This is a genomic window from Lysobacter sp. P5_B9 (assembly GCF_054049835.1).
Map to the genome: position 1 here is coordinate 34,875 of NZ_JBFULP010000008.1, position 21,698 is coordinate 56,572.

Annotated in this window: 19 protein-coding genes and 1 pseudogene; 10 read left to right on the forward strand and 10 right to left on the reverse strand. The window is 67.5% G+C overall.

Annotated features, from left to right (window positions below; all coding sequences use genetic code 11):
* Positions 1 to 547 precede the first annotated feature (547 nt).
* The 4 genes from ACXJJ9_RS14875 to ACXJJ9_RS14890 all read right to left on the reverse strand — a co-directional run bounded on the left by ACXJJ9_RS14875 (position 548) and on the right by ACXJJ9_RS14890 (position 3,514).
* Positions 548 to 745 carry a hypothetical protein gene (locus ACXJJ9_RS14875; protein WP_457097911.1) on the reverse strand — a complete coding sequence of 66 codons (198 nt, stop codon included), beginning with the start codon at positions 743 to 745 and terminating at the stop codon, positions 548 to 550.
* A gap of 92 nt (positions 746 to 837) precedes the next feature.
* Positions 838 to 1,218, reverse strand: a complete 381-nt coding sequence (locus tag ACXJJ9_RS14880; protein WP_457097912.1) for a hypothetical protein — start codon at positions 1,216 to 1,218, stop codon at positions 838 to 840.
* 71 nt (positions 1,219 to 1,289) lie between these two features.
* Positions 1,290 to 2,966, reverse strand: coding sequence for an NAD(P)/FAD-dependent oxidoreductase (locus tag ACXJJ9_RS14885; protein WP_457097913.1), 1,677 nt, complete (start codon positions 2,964 to 2,966; stop codon positions 1,290 to 1,292).
* A 272-nt stretch (positions 2,967 to 3,238) separates the two neighbouring features.
* Positions 3,239 to 3,514, reverse strand: coding sequence for a hypothetical protein (locus ACXJJ9_RS14890; protein WP_457097914.1), 276 nt, complete (start codon positions 3,512 to 3,514; stop codon positions 3,239 to 3,241).
* A gap of 37 nt (positions 3,515 to 3,551) precedes the next feature.
* Between ACXJJ9_RS14890 and ACXJJ9_RS14895 the strand changes: the two genes are divergently transcribed.
* The 9 genes and pseudogenes from ACXJJ9_RS14895 (at position 3,552) to ACXJJ9_RS14935 (ending at position 15,344) form a co-directional block, all read left to right on the forward strand.
* Complete coding sequence (locus tag ACXJJ9_RS14895; protein ID WP_457097915.1) at positions 3,552 to 3,689, forward strand: hypothetical protein; 138 nt, start codon at positions 3,552 to 3,554, stop codon at positions 3,687 to 3,689.
* A gap of 143 nt (positions 3,690 to 3,832) precedes the next feature.
* The gene (locus ACXJJ9_RS14900) at positions 3,833 to 4,312 is read left to right on the forward strand and encodes a hypothetical protein (protein ID WP_457097916.1); all 480 of its coding nucleotides are present in this window, start codon (positions 3,833 to 3,835) and stop codon (positions 4,310 to 4,312) included.
* 273 nt (positions 4,313 to 4,585) lie between these two features.
* On the forward strand, positions 4,586 to 7,240 hold the full coding sequence (locus ACXJJ9_RS14905) for a LuxR C-terminal-related transcriptional regulator (RefSeq protein ID WP_457097917.1): 2,655 nt from the start codon (positions 4,586 to 4,588) through the stop codon (positions 7,238 to 7,240).
* 236 nt (positions 7,241 to 7,476) lie between these two features.
* On the forward strand, positions 7,477 to 9,267 hold the full coding sequence (locus tag ACXJJ9_RS14910; RefSeq protein WP_457097918.1) for an acyl-CoA dehydrogenase C-terminal domain-containing protein: 1,791 nt from the start codon (positions 7,477 to 7,479) through the stop codon (positions 9,265 to 9,267).
* Positions 9,268 to 9,565: 298 nt separating this feature from the next.
* A pseudogene (locus tag ACXJJ9_RS14915) lies at positions 9,566 to 10,141 on the forward strand (HNH endonuclease); the annotation flags it as partial.
* A gap of 188 nt (positions 10,142 to 10,329) precedes the next feature.
* Positions 10,330 to 11,445, forward strand: coding sequence for a hypothetical protein (locus ACXJJ9_RS14920; protein ID WP_457097919.1), 1,116 nt, complete (start codon positions 10,330 to 10,332; stop codon positions 11,443 to 11,445).
* Between the two features lie 177 nt (positions 11,446 to 11,622).
* A complete protein-coding gene (gene dxs, locus ACXJJ9_RS14925) occupies positions 11,623 to 13,524 on the forward strand; it encodes a 1-deoxy-D-xylulose-5-phosphate synthase (protein WP_457097920.1) in 1,902 nt (633 codons plus the stop codon).
* 93 nt (positions 13,525 to 13,617) lie between these two features.
* Complete coding sequence (locus ACXJJ9_RS14930; protein ID WP_457097921.1) at positions 13,618 to 14,799, forward strand: glycosyltransferase family 4 protein; 1,182 nt, start codon at positions 13,618 to 13,620, stop codon at positions 14,797 to 14,799.
* Positions 14,796 to 15,344: a phosphatase PAP2 family protein gene (locus ACXJJ9_RS14935; RefSeq protein ID WP_457097922.1), complete on the forward strand. Its 549-nt coding sequence runs from the start codon at positions 14,796 to 14,798 to the stop codon at positions 15,342 to 15,344. Before ACXJJ9_RS14930 ends, ACXJJ9_RS14935 begins: the two co-directional genes overlap by 4 nt.
* A gap of 53 nt (positions 15,345 to 15,397) precedes the next feature.
* Here ACXJJ9_RS14935 and creD read toward each other — a convergent pair whose 3' ends face one another.
* The 3 genes from creD to creB form a co-directional block, all read right to left on the reverse strand.
* On the reverse strand, positions 15,398 to 16,792 hold the full coding sequence (gene creD / locus ACXJJ9_RS14940) for a cell envelope integrity protein CreD (RefSeq protein WP_457097923.1): 1,395 nt from the start codon (positions 16,790 to 16,792) through the stop codon (positions 15,398 to 15,400).
* 96 nt (positions 16,793 to 16,888) lie between these two features.
* On the reverse strand, positions 16,889 to 18,328 hold the full coding sequence (creC, locus tag ACXJJ9_RS14945; RefSeq protein ID WP_457097924.1) for a two-component system sensor histidine kinase CreC: 1,440 nt from the start codon (positions 18,326 to 18,328) through the stop codon (positions 16,889 to 16,891).
* A 10-nt stretch (positions 18,329 to 18,338) separates the two neighbouring features.
* Positions 18,339 to 19,013, reverse strand: coding sequence for a two-component system response regulator CreB (gene creB / locus ACXJJ9_RS14950; RefSeq protein WP_457097925.1), 675 nt, complete (start codon positions 19,011 to 19,013; stop codon positions 18,339 to 18,341).
* 71 nt (positions 19,014 to 19,084) lie between these two features.
* Here creB and ACXJJ9_RS14955 point away from each other — a divergent pair, with 71 nt between their 5' ends.
* Entirely contained in the window at positions 19,085 to 19,942 is an 858-nt protein-coding gene (locus tag ACXJJ9_RS14955; protein WP_457097926.1) for a 23S rRNA (adenine(2030)-N(6))-methyltransferase RlmJ, read from the forward strand.
* Positions 19,943 to 19,969: 27 nt separating this feature from the next.
* On the opposite strand, the gene ACXJJ9_RS14960 is transcribed toward ACXJJ9_RS14955, so the two are convergent.
* From ACXJJ9_RS14960 to ACXJJ9_RS14970, 3 genes are all read right to left on the reverse strand, one after another.
* Positions 19,970 to 20,893, reverse strand: a complete 924-nt coding sequence (locus ACXJJ9_RS14960; RefSeq protein WP_457097927.1) for a cation diffusion facilitator family transporter — start codon at positions 20,891 to 20,893, stop codon at positions 19,970 to 19,972.
* A gap of 59 nt (positions 20,894 to 20,952) precedes the next feature.
* Positions 20,953 to 21,126 carry a hypothetical protein gene (locus ACXJJ9_RS14965; protein ID WP_457097928.1) on the reverse strand — a complete coding sequence of 58 codons (174 nt, stop codon included), beginning with the start codon at positions 21,124 to 21,126 and terminating at the stop codon, positions 20,953 to 20,955.
* Positions 21,127 to 21,308: 182 nt separating this feature from the next.
* Positions 21,309 to 21,656: an MmcQ/YjbR family DNA-binding protein gene (locus ACXJJ9_RS14970; RefSeq protein ID WP_457097929.1), complete on the reverse strand. Its 348-nt coding sequence runs from the start codon at positions 21,654 to 21,656 to the stop codon at positions 21,309 to 21,311.
* Positions 21,657 to 21,698: the final 42 nt, after the last annotated feature.

Consider the following 21,698-nt stretch of genomic DNA (forward strand, 5'->3'; position numbering starts at 1 on the left):
ACGGCCAGCTCTTGGCAACCAATGCACGCTTGATCTCAGAACCGCACGATTTGCAGAGAAACTTTCCCATGGGCCCTAATGCCTGAGTTAAGCCGAGCCGGGAAGCGGCTTCGGCTTGAATGAATTGTTAGGGGGCACCTGCGAACAGGCGGCTACGGGAAACGGGCCATAAATCGTTTGTGAGCCCGCAAAGCCGCCACGCTGAACCACGTACGAAGATGCAGTGCGGTCATCGACGAGCAGCCAGTGGCTGTAGCCGTCTAAGACGCCGCCCTGATCAGATAGCAGCACCCCTGGCTGGCCATCCAGGTAGCCTGGTAGTTCTTTCGTCTCAGGCCAAGATGGCCGAACGCCCGTAGGACCGACAAAGGGGCGAAGGCGTGCCGCGGTGCAGGAGCTGACCGTCTGCTCCCCAGACGGTGCGGTGGCGGAAACAGTTGCGACCGCAAAACCAAGTAGTAGCGAAATCATCCGTGTGCCCCCAAACGCCTGAATTGAGCCGAGCCGCGAAGCGGCTTCGGCTTGAATGAATTGCTAGGCCGCTGCACTAGTACCTGGCGCCCAGCAGGCCCACCGGATAACCAGCCCTTTTTAGGCGGGCAGTAGCACGGTTGTTTAGGTACAGAAGAATCGCGTAGATGATGTTTTTCTGGCCGTAGGCAACATCATCGAGGCGATCATTGAAGCGCTCTCGCTTTACCGGTGCCACCACATCAGCCGTTGGGCTTTGATACGGATTTTCCACAAGACTCCCCCTTTGGATTGGTGCGGACTAACGCCCGAATCAAGCCGAGCCGCGAAGCGGCTTCGGCTTGAATGAATTGTCAGGGCCCAGCCTCACGGCGTAACCGTCATCTCAACAACCACCGGGTACGCTTTGCCCCAGCGACTAGATGGCGGCGGCGGGAGTTGATCGGCCCCAAAGTGTTTCGCGAAGCATCGAGATACACGGGTGCTGGGCTTGGTTGCGACTGATGAAAGGTGGCCAGAGGCATCGACATTGCCGACGAGCACGAACCTCCCGATGCTGGTTTTTGGCGGCGAGCCGGGTGGAACGCAGATGCGCATTGCTGCTTGAATGACTGGGACGAGCCTCTCGTCGTAGATCTTGCCATCAGGTGTGGCAATGGCGTTGTTACCCGCAGTTACTCTAGTCCAAAAGCCAGCGGCGGCGGCATTGCTTGAAATGAGCATCAACGCGATTGCAATCTTTTTCATGAGGCCTAACGCCTGAATTAAGCCGAGCCGCGAAGCGGCTTCGGCTTGAATGAATTGTAGGACCGCGAACGCTACGCGGCATGCGAGATACGGGAGACGAGATCGAGCGCGACTGCTTCGGCTGTGCGGATGCCATCGACGCCGGCCGACAGGATGCCGCCCGCGTAGCCAGCGCCTTCGCCTGCCGGAAACAGGCCGCGCGTGTTCAGGCTGTGGCCGTCCTCGCCACGCGTGATGCGCACCGGCGAGGACGTGCGGGTCTCCACGCCAGTCAACACCGCGTCGTGCATCGCAAAACCGCGGATCTGCCTTTCGAACGCCGGCAGCGCCTCGCGGATCGCCGTGATCGCGTACTCGGGCAGCGATGGCGCGAGATCGCCCAGGCGCACGCCGGGCTTGTACGAGGGCAGCACCGTGCCGAACGCGCTCGACGCTCGACCCTTCAGGAAATCGCCCACCAGCTGACCCGGCGCTTCGTATTCGCCGCCGCCGAGCTCGAACGCACGCGCTTCCCAGTGCCGTTGCAGCTCGATCCCGGCGAGCGGGCCCTCGCCGTAGGGCGCGAAATCCTCTGGTGTGATGCCGCAGACGATCGCCGCATTCGCGTTGCGCTCGTTGCGCGAGTACTGGCTCATGCCATTCGTGACCACTCGCCCGGGTTCGCTGGCCGCCGCGACCACGGTGCCGCCAGGGCACATGCAGAAGCTGTAGACCGAGCGCCCGTTGCGGCAATGGTGCACGAGCTTGTAATCGGCCGCGCCGAGCAGCGGATGCCCGGCCTGCGCGCCGAAGCGCGCGGTGTCGATCAGCGATTGCGGATGTTCGATCCGAAAGCCGATCGAGAACGGTTTCGCTTCGACGAACACGCCGCGCGCATGCAGCATCGCGAACGTGTCGCGCGCGCTGTGGCCCAGCGCCAGCACCACGTGGTCGGCGCGCAGTTGCTCGCCGCTGTCGAGCGTCACACCGCGCACGTGGCGCGTACCGGCGCGGTCGGTCTCGACCAGCAGATCGTCGACGCGCTGGCTGAAACGGATTTCGCCGCCCAGGGATTCGATCGTTGCGCGCATCTGCTCCACCATGGACACCAGGCGGAACGTGCCGATGTGCGGCTTGCTGACGTACGCGATCTCTTCCGGCGCGCCGGCCTTGACGAATTCATCGATCACCTTGCGGCCGTAATGCTTCGGGTCGCTGATCTGGCTCCACAGCTTGCCGTCGGAGAACGTGCCCGCGCCGCCTTCGCCGAACTGCACGTTGGATTCGGGGTTCAGCACCTTCTTGCGCCACAGGCCCCAGGTGTCCTTGGTGCGCTCGCGTACGGCCTTGCCGCGCTCGAGGATGATGGGTCGGAAGCCCATCTGCGCGAGCACGAGACCCGCGAACAGACCGCACGGTCCCATGCCGATGACGAGGGGGCGCAGCGGAAGATTCTCCGGCGCGCGCGCCACGAACTTGTAGCTCGTGTCCGGCGTGCGCATCACCTTGCCGCCGTCGCCGGTGTGCGCGAACCCGTCGGCCTCGTCGTCCAGCTGCAGCCGCCGCAGGATGTCGCCTTCGCGCGGCGTGTCCACGTCGACCGAATAGATCAGCACGATCGCGCCGCGTCGGCGCGCGTCGTAGCTGCGTTTGGCGACCGTGTAGCCGGCCAACTCGTCGGCGGCGATGCCCAGTCGGGCCAGAATCGCCTCGCGCAGCGCCGGCTCGGGGTGGTCCAGCGGCAACTTGAGATCGGTCAGTCGAAGCATGCGGTGCATCCGATGGCGCAGGTTAATCGCCGTCATTTAGGGGCAGAGGCACGCGCACTGAGCGCGCTGAAGCACCCGATTTCCGAGGATGATCTCGTGGGCGTGCCAAGTCAGTGGATGAGCTTAGACCGGGAGGACGAATGTCCGCTATGGGTCGTTAGCGGCCACTCGCCAACTCGCCGCGGCGGACTGCTGATCTACGACCGCTGCCGGCCGGAAGCGGACTCACGGGATCGATCCAGCGCCATTCGACTGAGCGCTTCAAGGCCCAGTCATTCTCCGGCCCCGCTCTTTCGGATCAGATTGATCCCCTCCCGATACGTCATTACCTCGAACTCCGGGAATCGGCGCTTGAACCTGCTCGAATCAAACAGGTTGTCCTGCTCGTAGCGCGGAAGCAATTCCCGGATCTCCCTCATTTGTGGCGAGAAATTCCCGCAACGGCAAAGGCCCACTTGCCGACGACCTTGTACGACACAGGCCTGTCGAACGCTTCGCAGGCCATGGTGACGAACTGCCTGTACGTCGGTCGCGGGACGCAGGGTCACGGGCTTCTCCTGGCGGGAGGAAGTCCTCGAAGAAGCGATGAAACAGCGCGGCGCAAGATACGACAAGGCGTTCCTGCCGTTCGTCCCGAATGCTGTCGTCGATGGGCGCTTGGTGACCGGCCAGAATCCGGCATCGGCCAAGGTAACGGCGAAACGGGTGGTCGATCTCCTGTGACCGCTTTGGGTCGAACGCGGACACGGGGGTGGTGCCCTCGCTGTGGGCTGCGCACCGCCCCGAGCCCCCCCAGCACCGGCCCATGGCAACGGCATGGGCGCACCGCGGTTATGCTCGCCGCTTCCAACAGGCGGAGCAGCGGCATGAAGGCAGGAGTGTGGACAAGCGGGTTTGCAGTCACGGCCGCGCTGCTGCTGGGCGCCTGCTCGCACGGCATGGTCCGCCGCATCTCCGAGCCTTCCGCCCAGATCCAGCAACTCACGGTGCGAGCCGATGGCCGCTGGGCGGTGGAACTGCGGATCGAGAATTTCAGCAGCATTCCGATGCAGTTCGACTCCGTCGACCTCGCGCTCAACGTTGGCGGCAACGACGCGGGCCGCGTGACGGCACAGCCGTCGATGTCGATCGGCCCGGAATCCGCCGACGTCGTCACCACCGTCCTCGCTCCGCAGGCCGCCGGCAAGCTTGCCGTGGCCGACGCCCTCGCCGCCGGGCGCAGCATTTCCTACACGCTCATCGGCACCGTCGCCGCAACCCCGGATGAAGCCCATCAGCGCAGCTTCGAGGTCAAGCACAGCAGCCAGCTCAGTCCCGCACCGGGCCTGCCGGGCGTACTGCGCTAAAGGCCATTGCGCGCGGAAGGGCGCGGCTCGCGTGTCCACTGGTGCCGGCACGGCCCAATGGCGCAGCGGAACCAGTAACCACATTCGTCGCATGAAGAAGAGGCACGACGGTGATGGAAGTCACCTGAAGCAGAGTTGCCGAAGCGGCGACGGGCCGACGTAGACCACTTCGCAGGCGAGCATCAATGTGGCCGCGCGGCGGGCATGCGCCACCCAGGTGTAAGCTGCACCCGGGCCCCCGACGCCGGTGCAGCTTCGTTCTTCGGCACTACGATGACCGAGTCCGAATTCACTCTGAAAACCATGCCGCCGCGCCTGCCGCGCGAGGCGCTGGAGCGCCGGCACCTGCAGCGCGCGTGGGACCAGGTCCATGACCGCGCCGCGATCGTGATTGCCGCGCCTGCGGGTTTCGGCAAGACCACGCTGCTGCTGCAATGGCGCCGCCGCTGGATGGAGAACGGTGCGCTGGTCGCCTGGCTCGACGCCGACGACCAGGATGAGCCCGAGCGTTTCACCATGGCGCTGCTGCACTCGCTGCGCACCGCCAGCGGGCGCCCGGTCGATCCCGCCGCGCAGTGCACGGTCGTGCCCGGCGTGGAGGCGTTGACCGGACTGCTTTCGGACGTTGCGATGCGCGGCACGCAGACCGTGCTCATGGTCGACGACTGCGAGCGCCTCCCCGAAGCAGCGGTGCGCACCGTACTGCAGTACTTGCTGATGAACGCGCCGGCGAACCTGCACGTCGTGATCGGCACCCGCGTGCAACTGCCGCTGCAGGTTGCGGAGCTGGCGGCCAAGGGCCATTACGCGGCGTTCGGGGCCGAGGACCTGCGGCTGCGGCTCGAGGAGTCGATGGAGGTGCTCGAACGGCGGTTCGGACCGCGCCTGGGCGTCGACGATCGCGCCCGCCTGCACGAGGCCACGGAGGGTTGGCCGATCGGCCTGCAGCTCGCGATCGCCGCGATCGAGCCGGAACCGGACCTGGCCGCTGCCGTGCATGACCTGTCGGCGCGACGCGGGACGACGCGGGAGTATTTCGTCGAGACGCTGCTCGCGCGCATGCCTGTCGGGATGGTGCAGTTCCTGGAGCGCGTCGCGATCCTCGATCCGCTCAGTGTTGCCCTGTGCGAAACCGTCACCCAGGATCCACAGGCCGGAGCCCACCTGGAATGGCTGGCGCGCGAGACGCCGATGGTGATGGTCGGCGAGCACCCCGACTGCGTGCGCCTGCATCCGATGGCGCGCGACTTTCTCCTGGGCCGCTTCGAGCAGCTGCCCCGTGAAGAGCGGGACGCCCTGCATGCGCGTGCGGCGCGCTGGTTCGCCACCGCGGAGCGCTACCACGAGGCCGCGAACCATGCGCTGGCGGCAGGCCACATGGCCGACGCCGAGGCATGGGCGGCGAAGTCGTTGTGGGCACTGAGCACCCGGGGACAACTGGCGGAGGCGCGCGAGTGGCTGGAGCGGCTGCCCCGGGAGCTGTTCGCCGGCGACCCCAGCTTGCGGCTGGTGGCTGCTTCCATCTTGGCCTTCAGCGATCGCAACGCCGAGGCGCAACGCTTCGCCAGCGCGGTTCTCGACGACCCGACGACCGGGACGCTGACATTGGTGAAGGCGCTGCGCATCGCCGCGGGCTCGGCCGCCTACGCCGACCAGCTCGACAAGATCCCGCCGCTGCTGCCGCGCTGGCCACCGCGCGAGGCCACCATTTCCCCGCTGTACGCGGTGACCAGGCTCAATCTGCGGGCACTGCTTGCGCTGCATTCGGGAGAGACCGTGCAGGCACGCGAATGCATCGCCGAGGCCACCGGGCACGGCGACACCGGTTCGCTGCGGCTGGCTGCTGGAATCGGACGCATGCTGCTCGGCCTGAGCCACCTCTGGGAAGGCGATGCCTACCAGGCCGAAGCCGTGCTGCGACCCGCGCTGTCCCGCGCCGAACGCGAGGAAGGCCGGCGCAGCATGCGCGCCAGCCTGCTCGCGGCGGTGCTGGCCGAAGCGCTGGTGCAAAGCGACCAGAACGAGGCGGCGCAGGCATTGCTGGCCAACCGTATCGACGTGCTCGAGCGCAACGGCTTCCCGGACACGCTGTTATGCGCCTACCGCAGCCTCGCCTGCATCGCCCTCAGCCAGGGCGACGAGCGGCGCGCGCTGGGCGTGCTCGACGACCTGTGCGCGCTGGCCGAACGAGGCCACTTTCCGCGCCTGCGCGTGCATGCACTGGCCGAGCAGGTGCGCATCCATGCCCTGCGCGGACACATCGAGACCATCGCGAGCCTGGTGGATGCGCTGGTCGCGATGGAGCCGATCTTCCTCGAGCCGCCGCTGCGCTGGTTCCAGCCGCAGTATCGACTGGTGGTCGCCATCGCCAGGGCCTACGCGGCGCTCGGCCGCCGCGATTCCGACGCGGCCGAGGCACAACTGGCCCTGGCTGATGTGCTGGCGGGTGAGCAGCATCGCGGCCACGACATGCTGACCACGAAGATGCTGCGCGCGGTCGTCGCCCGCCAGCGCGATGCCGACCAGGCCCTGCCGCTGATGGCCGAGGCGCTGAGCCTGGCGCAGCTGTCCGGCAGCACGCGCCTGCTGGCCAACGCGCCGGCCACCGCCGCGGACATGGTGGACGAGTTGCGCGCGTCGGGGTCGAGCACTGCACTGCGCCTGGTCGCACACTCCGCGCCGAAGACACCGCCGGCGGCAACGGTGCGTGCGCTGCGCCAGGCGCCCGTGCGGAACGCCCTGCTCACGTCCAAGGAGTGGGAAATCCTGCAGCTGCTGCAGAACGGCATGAGCAACAAGCAGATCGCGCGCACCCTGGACGTGGGCGGCGAGACCGTGAAGTGGCACCTCAAGAACCTGTTCCAGAAACTGTCGGCCGGCACCCGCAAGCACGCGGTGGACCGCGCGCGGCTGCTCGGTATCGTCTAGTGGGACACGGCGTCGGAACAACGACCACGCCTCGACAGACTCCGCCGGATGCCCATCGCGCGTGGATGCCTCCGACCGGCGGGGCGCTGCGTTAGTGTAGGCAGGCAACCCGACAGGATCCGCATCGATGGCGCCGAGTCCAGGCTCTATCCTTGTGGCGCAGACTCCGGTTGCCCTGCGCGACGTGCGCCCGGTCCCGACTCCCCATTCCCACCCATGCGAATCACGGCCCACCCATGAGCACCTATAAAGCGCCACTCAACGACATGCGATTCGTGCTGTACGACGTGCTTGGCGCGGAGCAGGAGTTCGCACGCCTCGGCCAGACCGACGCGACCCGCGACGTGCTCGACGCCGTGTTCGATGAGGCTGCGCGCTTCACCGAAACCGTGCTCGCACCGCTCAACGAAACCGGAGACCGCATCGGCTGCAGGTTCGACAAGGACACCGGCGCGGTCACCACGCCGCCCGGGTTCAAGCAGGCCTACGCGCAGTTCGTCGAAGGGGGTTGGACCGGGTTGGTATCGCCGGTGGAATTCGGCGGCCAGGGCCTGCCCTACACCGCGGGCGTGCCGCTGAAGGAAATGATCGACGCGGCGAACCTCGCATGGGGCAATTTCCCGCTGCTGTCGCACGGCGCCACCGATGCCCTGCTCCACCATGGCGAGGACTGGCAGCGCGAGGTCTTCCTCAAGCCGCTGGTCGACGGCACGTGGACCGGCACGATGTGCCTGACCGAACCGCACTGCGGCACCGACCTGGGCCTGCTCAAGACCCGCGCCACGCCCAACGCGGACGGCAGTCATTCCATCACCGGCACCAAGATCTTCATCACCGCCGGCGAGCACGACATGACGGACAACATCGTGCACCTGGTCCTGKCGAAACTTCCCGATGCGCCCGCCGGCAGCAAGGGCATCTCGCTCTTCATCGTGCCCAAGTTCAAGGTCGCGCGTGATGGCACGCAGGGCGACGCCAATGCGGTGCGTTGCGGCAGCATCGAACACAAGATGGGCATCCACGGTTCGGCGACATGCGTGCTGAATTTCGACGGTGCGCAGGGCTACCTGATCGGCCAGCCGAACAAGGGCCTGGTGGCGATGTTCACCATGATGAACACGGCGCGCCTCGGCGTCGGCGTGCAGGGCCTGGGACTGTCGGACCGCGCCTGGCAGAACGCGCTGCGCTATTCGCGCGAGCGCTTGCAGGGCCGCTCGCTGTCCGGCGTGAAGTTCCCGGACAAGCCGGCCGATCCGATCATCGTCCAGCCCGACGTGCGGCGCATGCTGCTCACCTGCAAGGCGCTGGTCGAAGGCGGCCGCGCAATGAGTTACCACGCCGGACTGCAGGTCGATGTTTCCGAACACGCGCCGACGCAGGAGGAACGCGAGCAGGCCGATGCGCTGGTCGGATTCCTCACCCCGATCGTGAAAGCCTGCCTGACCGAATGGGGCATCGAATGCACCTACCAGGCGCTGCAATGCTTCGGCGGCCATGGCTACATTGCCGAACACGGCATGGAACAACTCGCGCGCGATGCCCGCATCACCACCCTGTACGAAGGCACCACCGGCATCCAGGCGCTGGACCTGCTCGGCCGCAAGGTCATGCAGCTGCAGGGTGCGGGCCTGAAGATCTTCCTCGGCATGATCACGCAGTTCTGTGACGCGCAGTCCGGCAATGAAGGCGTCGCCGAATTCATCGGCCCGCTGCGCGAGAAGGCCGCGCAGTGGCAGCAACTCACGCTGCAGGTCGGACAGCGCGCGAAGGCCAACCCGGAGGAAGTCGGGGCCGCGTCCTACGACTACCTGATGTATTCGGGTTATGTCGTTCTCGCCTACTGGTGGGCGCGCAGTGCCGCCGCAGCGGCCGCATCGCGGCATTCGGACGCGTTCAAGCAGGCCAAGCTGGAAACGGCGCGCTTCTACTTCGCCCGCATCCTGCCGCGCACGCTGGCCCATGCAGCGGCAGTAGGCAGCGCTGCAAGCACGCTCACCGCGCTGGATGAAGCGGCCTTTGATGCGTGAACCCATCGCATCCTGGCCCTTGTTCATTTCAGTCGCTGCCTGATGCGGCCATCCCGGTCGGCAAACATCCGTTGTTTGCCATTTCCGGCCGCGGGCGCGGCCCGGAGTCTCCGCACGCCTGGATTTGTCGGGGGCCGGTACACAAAAAGTAAACAATGGCGTATAAGCTGGTGTCCCGATGGAGACCGACAGAGCCAACCTGAGGCTGGTCCGCACCGGTGATCCCGCTGAGATACTCCAGCGCGACCCGGTCCTTCACTCGACGCCTGAGTTTTCAGCCAGACCCTCTACGGACCGCCTCAATGCGGTCCGTTTGCTTTCTCTGGATGCGCACGGCCGCGTACTCGACTGGATGAGTTGGCAGGACGCCGCCTGCCTGTATGCGCGCGGCGCGGTGGCATGGACCCTCGGTGATCCCTGCCTGCAGGTGCACGGCGGCACCTGTCGCATGACAGGCATGCAGAGCCTGCTCGAACTGCATCCCATCGTCGCCGCGCGTGGCCATGCACGCGCGCACGCACTCGATCCGACGCCGGCATTGACCAACGCCGCCCTGTTCGCGCGCGACGCCTATCTGTGCCTCTACTGCGGCCACGACTTCAGCCGGCCGCACCTTACCCGCGACCACGTGCTGCCCGTATCCAAGGGCGGACGCGACGTGTGGGAAAACGTCGTCGCGGCCTGCTTCCACTGCAATTCGCGCAAGGGCAACCGCACGCCGCAACAGGCGGGAATGCCGTTGCTGGCGGTGCCCTACCGGCCGAGCTGGGTCGAGCACCTGATCCTCAGCAACCGCAACATCCTCGCCGACCAGATGGCGTTCCTGAAGGCGCAACTGCCCAAGCGCACGCGCCCTCAACTCGCGGTGCAGTAACCGTCCACCCGCCCCGGCGGGATCCTGCGCACGAGATCCCACGCTCGAGATCCCACGCACGGGTCCACGTGATCGCGGTCGCACCTGACCCGGGCGCGTCACAAGCTGACGTTTCCCGCGCGTTGACCGGCCCCATGCCGCCGCGCAACACTCAACGTCTTGTCATATCCAATCAAAACGGACTGGTCATGCTCCCGACTTTCGGCCTCACCGGCATGGACGCCAACACCGAAACCGCCCTGAAGTCCGCCTTCGCCGAAGCAAGCATGCGCCTGGGCGGCCGATGGCCGCTGGTGTCCGAACAGGACGCGACCCACGTCGTCGTCGACATGGACAGCATGTATGGGCCGATGAGCTGGCTGCGGCTGCACGGTGCGGGCAAGGTCGTGATCGGGTTGACCTCGGCGGCGCGTTCGCAGACCGATTTCCGCCTGGGCAAGCCCTTCGATGCCGAAGCCGTGGCGGAGCTGCTGCAGCAGATCGCCCCCAGCGACGGCGCGGCGCCGCACGGGATCACCCCGGCCCCGGCACCGCAACACCAGTTGCCGGAAGAACTGGCCAAGCCGGTCAGCGAGGAAGCGGCGGCGCCGGACCAGCGTCCTTCCGCGGCCGTCAGCGCGACCCTGGAGACGCCGGCCGCTCCACCAGCACGGCCCGTGGAGGCCCCGAGCGCAGTGCCGCCTGCGCCCAGCGCGACCGCGCCCGCGACGCCCGCTCCGGCCCCCGCCCCGGTCGCCCCGCCGCGCGATCGCACCCTGATCGACTGGCTGGCACCGGGTCAGCTGAACGGCCGCGTCCGCCTGCAGCGGGGCGGCACCGGCGTACTGCTGGATCTCGACAAGCACGAGTACTTCGGCCCGGCGACGCTCAAGCCGCTGGTGTCGCACGCCGAATCGATCCTGCAGGCCGGCGATTTCACCGCGGTGGATGCCGCCGCCTGGAACAGCGAAAGCACCATGCACGGCCAGGCCCAACCCCTTTCCCGCCTGCTCTGGTTCTGCGCGCTGCAGGCCGGCAAGGGCCAGCTGATGCCCGGTTTCGATCCCGGCGCGCGCTATCGCCTGCTGAAATGGCCCCAGACCGAACGCGAGTTCCCCAAGCACTTCCGCATCGCCACCGCGATGATGAAGGGCCCAGCCACGCTGGACGAAGTCAGCGCCGCCTGCGGCGTGCCGGCCGCGGAAGTCGCCGATTTCGTCAACGCGAACCTCGCCACGGGTTATGCCGAGCCGTACCGCGATCCCGAGCCCGAGCCCGAGTCGCAGAAGTCGGGCGGCCTGTTCGGACGCCTGCGCGGACGCTGATTGGAAGGACGGTTTGAAAAGGGCGGCCCCTGGCCGCCCTTTTTTGCCTGTGGCCCGGTGGCCACGCGTGCCTGGCTGCACCCGAGGTGACGGCGCGACACCGGATTGCTTGCCCCCATACGGACCCGGCGGGACAATGACCGACTTGTCGTGCCGTTGAGCCCCTGCGTCCCCCGCATGATCGATCCGCAGCGCTATCCCCGTCTTTCCCGCATCCAGGTTCCCGCCGACCTGCGCCAGTTCCCGGAAGAGGAACTGTGTGCAGTGGCCGATGAACTGCGCGCCTACCTGATCGAACAGGTCGCGATGGTCGGCGGTCACTTCGGCGCCGGCCTCGGCGTGATCGAACTCACCGTCGCCCTGCACTTCCTCTACGACACGCCGGTCGACCGCCTGGTCTGGGACGTCGGCCACCAGTGCTACCCGCACAAGATCCTCACCGGCCGCCGCGACACCATCCACACGGTCAAGCAGAAGGACGGCGTCGCGCCGTTCCCGAAGCGCGAGGAATCCGAATACGACACCTTCGGCGTCGGGCACTCCTCGACTTCGATCTCCGCCGCGCTTGGCATGGCAACCGCGCTCCAGCGCGCCGGTGACGATCGCAAGGTGGTGGCGGTGATCGGCGACGGCGCGATGACCGCCGGCATGGCCTTCGAGGCGCTGATGCATGCCGGCGGCATGGAACCGGAACCGAACCTGCTGGTGGTCCTCAACGACAACCAGATGTCGATCTCGGAGAACGTCGGTGGCCTGACCAAGATGCTCGGCCGACTCACCGGCAGCCGCACCCTCAACGCCATCCGCGAGGGCGGCAAGAAGCTGCTCGGCGACAAGCACAAGCCCGCGGCCAAATTCGTCAGGCGCTGGGAAGAGCACTGGAAGGGCATGTTCGTGCCGTCCACGCTGTTCGAGGAGATGGGCTTCCACTACACCGGCCCCATCGACGGCCACGACATCAATGCCCTGCTCGCCGCGATGAAGACGCTCAGGACCCTCAAGGGCCCGCAGCTGCTCCACATCATCACCACCAAGGGCAAGGGCTACGAGCTCGCCGAAGGCGACCAGATCGGCTATCACGCCGTCGGCCCGTTCGATCCGTCGAAGGGTCTCGTCGCCAAGCCCGGCGCGAAGAAGCCGACCTACACCGATGTCTTCGGCGAGTGGCTGTGCGACATGGCGGCCGCCGATCCGCAGCTGATGGGCATCACGCCCGCCATGCGCGAGGGCTCGGGGCTGGTGCGTTTCAGCAAGGAGTATCCGGAACGCTACTTCGACGTCGCCATTGCCGAACAGCACGCGGTGACGCTCGCCGCCGGCATGGCCTGCGAAGGGGCCAAGCCCGTGGTCGCGATCTACTCCACCTTCCTGCAGCGCGGCTACGATCAGCTGGTGCACGACGTCGCCATCCAGAACCTCGACGTGCTGTTCGCCATCGACCGCGGCGGCGTGGTCGGCCCGGATGGTGCGACGCACGCAGGCAACCTCGATCTCTCCTACCTGCGTTGCGTACCGAACATGGTGGTGATGGCGCCGAGCGACGAGAACGAATGCCGGCAGATGCTCACTACCGGACACCGCCACCAAGGTCCGGCCGCCGTGCGCTATCCGCGCGGCACCGGTCCCGGCGCCGTGATCCAGCCGACGCTGGATACCCTGCCGATCGGCAAGGGCGAGATGCGGCGCCGCGGTTCGCGCCTGGCGCTGCTCGCCTTCGGTGCAATCGTTCCCGCCGCGGAAAAGGTCGGCGAGGAACTCGACCTCACCGTCGCCAACATGCGCTTCGTGAAGCCGCTGGACCGTGAGCTCGTACTGCAGCTGGCGCGGACCCATGACGGCTTCGTGACGCTCGAAGACAACGTCGTCGCCGGTGGCGCGGGTTCGGGCGTGGCCGAGCTGCTTGCGGCAGAAGGCATCGCCCTGCCGGTACTGCACCTGGGCCTGCCCGATGAATTCCAGCACCACGCCAGCCGCGAGCAGCTGCTGGCCGAAGCCGGCCTGGATGCCGATGGCATCCGCGCGTCCGTGCTGAAGCGTTGGCCGCAACTGACCAGCACGCAGGCACGCGCCGCGGTCTGACGCCGAGCCGCTGGCCGCGTCACGGCGCGGTCACACGCCTGAAACGGCCATTACACGCGCCACGCGCAACCTCCCCAAAACCGGGAGTTGCGCATGCGTTACGCCATCGTCACCGAGACCTATCCGCCGGAAATCAACGGCGTCGCGCTCACCGTGCATGGCCTCGAACAGGGCCTGCGCGGGCGCGGACATGAGGTCACCCTGGTGCGTCCGCGCCAGGCAACAGAAAGCGCCGACACACCGGGGGCCGAACACGAGTTCATCGTCCGGGGTGCGCCACTGCCACGCTATCCGGGCCTGCGGTTCGGCTTGCCCTCGACACGCAAGCTGATCGCGCAATGGCGGATATCGCGGCCGGATGCCATCTACGTGGCCACGGAAGGCCCGCTGGGATGGTCGGCATTGCGCGCGGCGCGGCGCCTGGGCATTCCGGCCTCGACCGGTTTCCACACCCGCTTCGACGAATACATGCGCGATTACGGTGTCGCGTTCCTGGCGCAGACCGCACTGCGCTGGATGCGCCGCTTCCACAACGGCGCCGATGCGACGCTGGTGCCGACGCGCGAACTCCAGCGGTTCCTGCAGGACAGCGGCTTCGAGGACGTGGTGCTGCTGCCGCGCGCGGTCGACACGAACCTGTTCGATCCCGAGCGTCGCGACCGCTCGTTGCGCGCGCAGTGGGGCGTGGGCGACGACGGGCTGGTCGCGATCCATGTGGGCCGGATCGCCCCGGAGAAGAATCTCGACCTCGCCGTCCGCGCCTTCCGCGAACTGAAGAAGACCCATCCGGATGCGCGCTTCGTCTGGGTCGGCGACGGCCCGGCGCGCGCGAAGCTGCAACAGGACAATCCCGACTTCATCTTCTGCGGCATCCAGCGCGACGAGCGGCTGGCGGAGCATTTCGCCAGCGGCGACGTGTTCGTGTTCCCGAGCCACAGCGAGACGTTTGGCAACGTCACCCTGGAAGCGATGGCCAGCGGCGTGCCGACGGTGGCCTTCGACTACGGCGCCGCGCGCGAACACCTGCGCAATGACGTGCATGGCGCGGCCATTGCCAACGGTGATGACGACGGCTTCGTGCGCGCCGTCGTGCGCATCGGTGCCGACCGGGTGCTGCGCGCGGCGATGGGCCGGGCCGGCCGCGACGCCGTCCGCGGGCTGCGGCCGGAACAGGTCGCCGCCGACTTCGACGCACTGCTGCAGGAACTCGCGGACCGGGCGGCGCAAGCCCGGCTCCTGGCATCCAAACCGCAGGCCGACGGGGAGATTGCATGAAAACGACGCTGCCCAGGCGCTTGTTCGCCAACGAATCGGGTTGGTGCCTGCGCGCCAACCGGCTGGGCGAAGCGAACGGCTCGCGGGTCTATTTCGCCACGATCAGCCGCCTCGGCGACGGCCTGTTCTGGTACCTGCTGATGAGCGCACTGATCGTCGCCGATGGCCTGCAGGGACTGGCGGCATCCGCACATTTGGCTGCTACCGGCCTGATCGCATTGACGCTGTACAAGCTGCTCAAGCGCTGGACGCGACGCCCACGTCCGTTCGCCAGCGATGCGCGCATCCGTGCATGGGTGGCCCCACTGGACGAATTTTCATTTCCCTCGGGGCACACGCTGCACGCGGTGGCGTTCACCGTGGTCGCCCTCGCCCACTATCCGATGCTGGCATGGCTGCTGATTCCGTTCACCGCCAGCGTGGCGGCATCGCGCGTGGTGCTGGGCCTGCACTATCCGAGCGACGTACTGGCGGCGACCGCTATCGGCGTGGCACTGGCCAGCCTGTCGCTATGGCTGGTCCCGGGCGTGTCGCTGTTTGCCTAGACCCGCGAGGGCGCGGCTTGTCGCCGCGCCCCGCCATCGGTATTTCGGCCAGATCAGATCGAAGCCGCCAGCGGCCGACCCTTGCTGAGCTCATACCAGTCCACCTTGCGCGTGATCACCATGATCGCGGCGAGGATGACGAACAGCAGGGCCGAGCCCAGGACCAGCGCGTTGTCTTCCGACACCAGCAGCCCATAGAGCGCGGCGTACAGCATCGCGAGCATCGCCGCGAAACCCAGGCCGCGCCCGACACTGCGCAGCACCGCGCTGAGGTAGAAGCCGAGCAATCCGATGCAGGCGGCGCTGGCGGCCAGGTAGGCCCAGGGGAACGGGATGTGTTCGCTCAGGCTCACCAGCAGCAGGAAGAAGATCGCCAGCGACAGGCCCACGAGCCCGTATTGCACGGGGTGGATCGGCAGCTGCTTGATCAGCTCGAACATGAAGAAGCCGACGAAGGTCAGCACCACGAACAGCAACCCGTATTTGCTCGCCCGGTCCGCCTGCGAATAGACGTTGACCGGGTCGACCAGCGCGACGCCCACCGCGTCGATGCCGCTGGTATCGAACGCCGGAGCACCATCGCCTTCTCCGCGTGCGTCACTACGGCCGGTATCCATGGACGGCAACGTCTTGCCCGCCTGGAATTGCGCCTGCGCGCTCGATGCCAGCGACGAGACTTCCCACTGCGCGGTGAAGCCCTTGCTGCTGACGCTGGGCTGGCGCGGCAGGAAGTCGCCGCCGAAGCGCGGGTGCGGCCATGCCGAGTCGAGCTTGAACACATTGCTGCGCGCCAGGGGCACCAGCGCCAAGGATTCGGTGCCTGCCAGCTTGAAGTCGAGGCGCGTATCGACCTGCAGCTGGGCACCTGCCGTGGGCACGGCCAGGCGCACATGCACGCCGCCACCTTCGCGGCTGCCGAAGCCTTCCACGAGCGCCACGTCGCGACCGTCCACACGCAGCTGCGGCGTCCCCGCCAGGCCGCGCACATCGGCGATGCCGTAGCTCAACCAGGGCTGACCGATCCTGCGCGGCAGCCGCGGATTCTCGTCCGCGGGTATGCGCACGTTGAATCCGGCCACGGCCAGCGCCTGCAGTTCGTACACGCGGACCTCGTGCAGGCCGAGCCGGCGCGTGTTGGGGATGAGCCTGCCCTGCACGTCCAGGCGATCCGGGAAGAAGGTCCAGTGACCCGAGGCCCCATCGCGCTTCACCTTGCGGATGACCTCGCCCTTGTCGTTCTTCTCCTCGACTTCGACGGTCTCGACGTAGGGCACCACCAGTACCGGTCCGGAAAACGCCTGCGCCCCGGCGGAACTACGCGCGATGTTCGCGATGGCCTGGGTGCGGTAGTACTGGCGCTCACTGATCGTGCCGCGGATGAGCATCAACGGGATCATGATCGCGACGGTCATGCCGAACACGAACATCAGTTTCAATAACAGACGCATGGTTTCCTCCTGCCTACGGGCGATGGCCACAGGTTCGGCGGCGCCGGTGCGCGGACGATGGAGGATTGGTGAAGCGGGAGTGAAGTCGCGCCGCGGCTACAGCGGGATCGACAGGCTCGCCTGCGCCCCCTGGGGGACACGGTTGGCGAGCATGGCCTGTCCACCATGCAGCGTGGCGACCTCGGCGACGAAACACAGCCCGAGGCCGCTGCTGCGGCTGCCGCCCTGCGGGCGTGCCAGCGAATAGAAGCGCTCGAACACGCGCGGCATCGCGTAATCGGGAATGCCCGGTCCTTCGTCGATGACGTCGAAGCGGATCGCGGCGGCATCACTGCGCGCGCGCAACGTGATGTGGCCACCTTCCGGCGAAAAATCCGCGGCGTTTTCGACCAGGTTGACCAGCGCCTGGCGCAGCAGGAAGGCGTCACCGCGCAACGGTGGCAGGTCGTGCGGCATGTCCACGTCGAGCACGAGGTGGCTGCGCGCCAGCCGCATCGCGCACTGCTCGGCCGCCGAGCGGACCAGCGTGGGCACGTCGAGCGCCTCCGGGCTCTCCAGCCGTTGCCGGTGCTCCACGCCGGCGAGCGCGAGCAGCTTGTCGATCATCTGCGCCAGCCGGTCGCTCTGCAGGCGGATGCTGGTGGCGAAGCGCGTGCGGTCTGCCTCCGCCATGGCATGTTCGCCGGATTCCTCCAGCAGCTCGGCGCTGCCGCGGATGGCCGCGAGGGGGCTTTTCATCTCGTGGGTCAGCGTGTGCACGTACTGCTCGACGTACTGCTTGCCTTCGAGGCGATCGCGCATGGTTTCCAGGGCACGGCCGAGCTCATCGAACTCGCCCGCCGCCTTGGGCAGCGTCGCGCGCTCACCGGCGGTGACCGCATGCGCGTAGCGGCGCAGGCCACCGAGCTGTCGCGACAGCCACCATGCCGCGACCAGTCCGATCAGCAGCGCCGCTCCCAGCAGCGCAAGGCCCCAGCGCAACACCACCGCCTGGCTGCGCGCGATCACCGGTGCGATGGCGCGGTTGGGCTTGCCCACGGTCAGCACGCCCACGATGCGACCGCTGGCATCGTGCAGCGGCGCGGCCACGTGCATCACCGAGGAGGTTTCATCCTTCGGGTCGCTCGGCGTCGAACGCGCACCGTAGCCGCCGCGCAGGGTGAGGTACACGTCGTTCCAGCGCGAGTAGTCCTTGCCGAGATCGCGTCCGTCGCTATCGAACACGACGATGCCGCGCGCATCGGTCACGTAGACGCGGTAGCTCGTGCCGTGCTTGCGCCGGCCCCAGATCTCCGCATCGACCCTGCGCTCGCGCAGGGCACGCACCCGCCGGGCGAACTCGCCATCGTTGATATGGCCGTCGAGGAAATCGGCCGTGGCCAGTTCCGCCAGCACGTTGGCGGTGTCGACCAGCGTGTCCTCCATGGCCTGGCGCACGCCGGGCTTCACTTCGGCCACGAACACGCGCATCAGCAGGAACGCCGCCAGCGCGACGATCAGGAAGTAACCCAGGAAGATGCGCAGGCCGATTTTCATGTCGCGCGGCTCACGCCGATTCCAGCGAGTAACCCAGGCCGCGATGCGTGCGGATCGGGTCCGCTTCAGGCGCCACCGTGCGCAGCTTGGCGCGCAGGGTCTTGATATGGGTGTCGATGGTGCGGTCGCCGCTGTCCAGCGCGTCCCCCCAGACGCGGTCCATCAGCTGCGCACGGGAGAGCACGGCGCCCGGCCGCTGCAGCAGCGCCGCCAGCAGGCCGTACTCGTAGCGGGTGAGGTCGAGCAGGCGGCCCTGGTAGCGGATGCGGTGTCCTTCGGCGTCGTGTTCGAAACCGTGCGCGCTGGCGCCGAAGGCATTGCCACCATGCCCACGCCGCAGCACCACGCGCACGCGCGCGACCAGTTCGCGCGGCGAGAAAGGCTTGGTGACGTAGTCGTCGGCGCCGATTTCCAGGCCGAGGATGCGTTCGACCTCGGCATCGTGCGCGGTGAGGAAGATCACCGGCAGGTCGCGCTGCCTGCGCAGTTCGCGGCATAACGCGAACCCGCCGATGTCGGGCAGGCCCACGTCCAGCAGCGCCAGGTCGAAACCCTGTTCGCGCACGGCGCGCATCGCTTCGCCGCCGGTGAGGCAATGCCGCGCCTCGAACCCCTCCGTGCGCAGCGCATACAGCACGGTCTGCGCGATGGCGGGTTCGTCTTCGACAAGCAGGATGCGCGGCATGCGGGCGGCGGAAGGCGGCGGTGCCCCAAGAATAGAGCACGGCGCGGCGGCCATCGCGCTACCCTAGCGCCATGAATTACCGCCACGCCTTCCACGCCGGCAACCATGCCGACGTGCTCAAGCATGTCGCCATGCTGGCGATCTGCGACGCCCTCACCGCCAAGCCGGCCCCGCTGTTCGCGCTGGATACCCATGCCGGGCGCGGGTTGTACGCGCTCGACAGCAATTCCGCGCAGCGCACTGGCGAAGCCGAGGGCGGCATCGGCCGGCTGATGGCGGAAGCGCCGTCCGACCCGCTCATCAACCGCTACCTCCAGGCCGTGCGTGCCTGCCGCAACGAGCATGGCCGCATGGCGTACCCGGGCTCGCCGTGGCTGCTGGCGCATGCCCTGCGCGAGGACGATCGCGTCGCCGCCTGTGAACTGCACCCGGAGGAAGCGGCGCAGCTGCGCAGCAACTTCGGCCGCGATCCGCGCGTGGCCGTGCACGAACGCGACGGCTATGCGGCGATGAAGGCGCTGCTGCCGCCGCGCCTGGGCGAGACCAGGTTCGGCCGCGGACTGGTCCTGATAGATCCGCCCTACGAAGCGCAGTTGGAGGAGTTCGACACCGCGATCTCCGCGCTGCGCGACGCCCTGGGCCGTTGGCCGCAGGGCTGCTATGCGCTCTGGTACCCGATCAAACTGCGCCGCGCACTGCAGCCGTTCTATCGGCGTGCGGCGGCTATGCCGGCGAAATCGGCGCTGGTGGCGGAACTGCTGGTAAGGCCCGACGACTCGCCACTGAACATGAACGGCAGTGGCCTGCTGGTGCTCAACGCGCCCTTCCAGCTCGATGCGAAGCTGCGCCCGTCGCTGCAGGCGCTGGCAAAGGTGTTGGGTGAACGCCAGGCGCAGGCGCGCGTGGAGTGGCTCAAGACGGCGGCCTGACGGGCGGGACGCGCCGGGCGGGTGGGATCAGCGTGCCGGCTGCGGCTTCAGGTCGGGCTCGAAGAAGCTCCAGCGCACTTCCGGGAACTGCGCCTTGAACGCGCGCTCGATCCGGTTGATCTCTTCGGCGAGCTGGTGCGTGGTCGCCTGGGTGTCGCGCATCTCCGCCTGCACCGCGACCATCACCTCGTTGCCGAGCTGCAGCGTGATCAGGCTGATGACGCGGTCCACTTCCTCGCGCGCCGCCAGGAAGCCGCGCATTTCCTGCTCGCGTACCGGGTCCACGCTCTGGCCGATCAGCATGGCCTTCACCTCGATCGCCACGAACACCGCGACGACCACCAGCAGCGCGCCAATGGCGACCGTGCCGATGGCGTCCCACAGCGGATTGCCGGTGACCACCGACATGACCACGGCCGCCAGCGCGAATACGAGGCCGAGCAGCGCCGCCAGGTCCTCGCCGAAGATCACCACCAGTTCGGCCTGGCGGCTCTGGCGGAACCACTGCCACAACGTGCGGGAGCCGCGTGCCTTGTTGACCTCCTGCATGCAGGCGCGCATCGACGTGGCTTCGGCGACGATGCCGAACGTGAGCACGCCCACGGCCCAATACCAGTGCTTGATCGGTTCGGGATGCTGCAGCTTGTGGATGCCCTCGAACAGCGAGAACACGCCACCGACGCTGAAGAGCATCAGCGCGACCAGGAAGGACCAGAAATAGATTTCCTTGCCGTAGCCGAGCGGGTAGTCGGGCGACGGCGGCTGCTTGGCCTGGCGCAGCCCGAGCAGGAGCAGCAGCTGGTTGCCGCAGTCCGCGAACGAATGCACGGTCTCGGCCAGCATCGCGCTGGAACCGGTGAAGAACGCCGCTACGCCCTTCGCCACGGCGATCGCGAAGTTGGCACCGAGCGCGAAGAAGATCGCTCGGGTCGAATCACCACCACCGGCCATGCATCTGTTCCTTGTGTGCGTGCGGTTGCCAATGCGATCCGCGGAAAAGCCGGCGAATTCTAGCATCGCGACGATGCCGGCCCGACCCGCGCGGCGATGCGGACCAGCGACCGCGCGATGGCATCGGTGATTCCTGCCGCGGCTACGCAGTCGATCGAATGACCAGCGCCCAGCGCATCGGGCCACGCGTGGACCATCGCCGCGATCATCGCCACCAGCACGGCCGCGATCACGGCCGCGAGAGGGTGAACGCCGTGCCGTCACTCCCGCCAGGCATCGGCGGCCACCACGGCGCCAGGCACGCCGGCGACCCGGACGGCCCGCCAGGGGCAGGAACCCGACAATGGGCCAGGGCGGGCCGACGGAGCCTCCGCCTGCACCCTGGAATACCCGGCGACCCCGGGCCCGCGCGGCCTCAGTCGGCGAGCTCCCGCTGGGTCTTCTTTGGCAGCCGGGCGCGCACCAGTTCGTAGCTGCGACGGATGAGTTCGCGCAGTTCGGCGGCTGGCAGCGACTTCGCCGTGGCGATCTGCACCCAGTGCGCGCGGGCCATGTACGGCGCCGGGATGAAGCCCGGGCGGCCGGTGAACTCGAGGAAGCGCTCGTCCTCCACCTTGAAGCTGATCGAGCCCTTGTGCGGTCCGCGCAGGCACGTCACGCAGAACATCTTGCCGGCCACGGTGAAGACCAGGTCGTCCTCCCACTTGATCCCGGCCTCGACGCCGGGCCAGGCCGCGAGCCTGCGCAACGCACTTTCGTCCATCTGTAAACCACCCAATCGTGTGATGAAGTTCTAAACAATCAG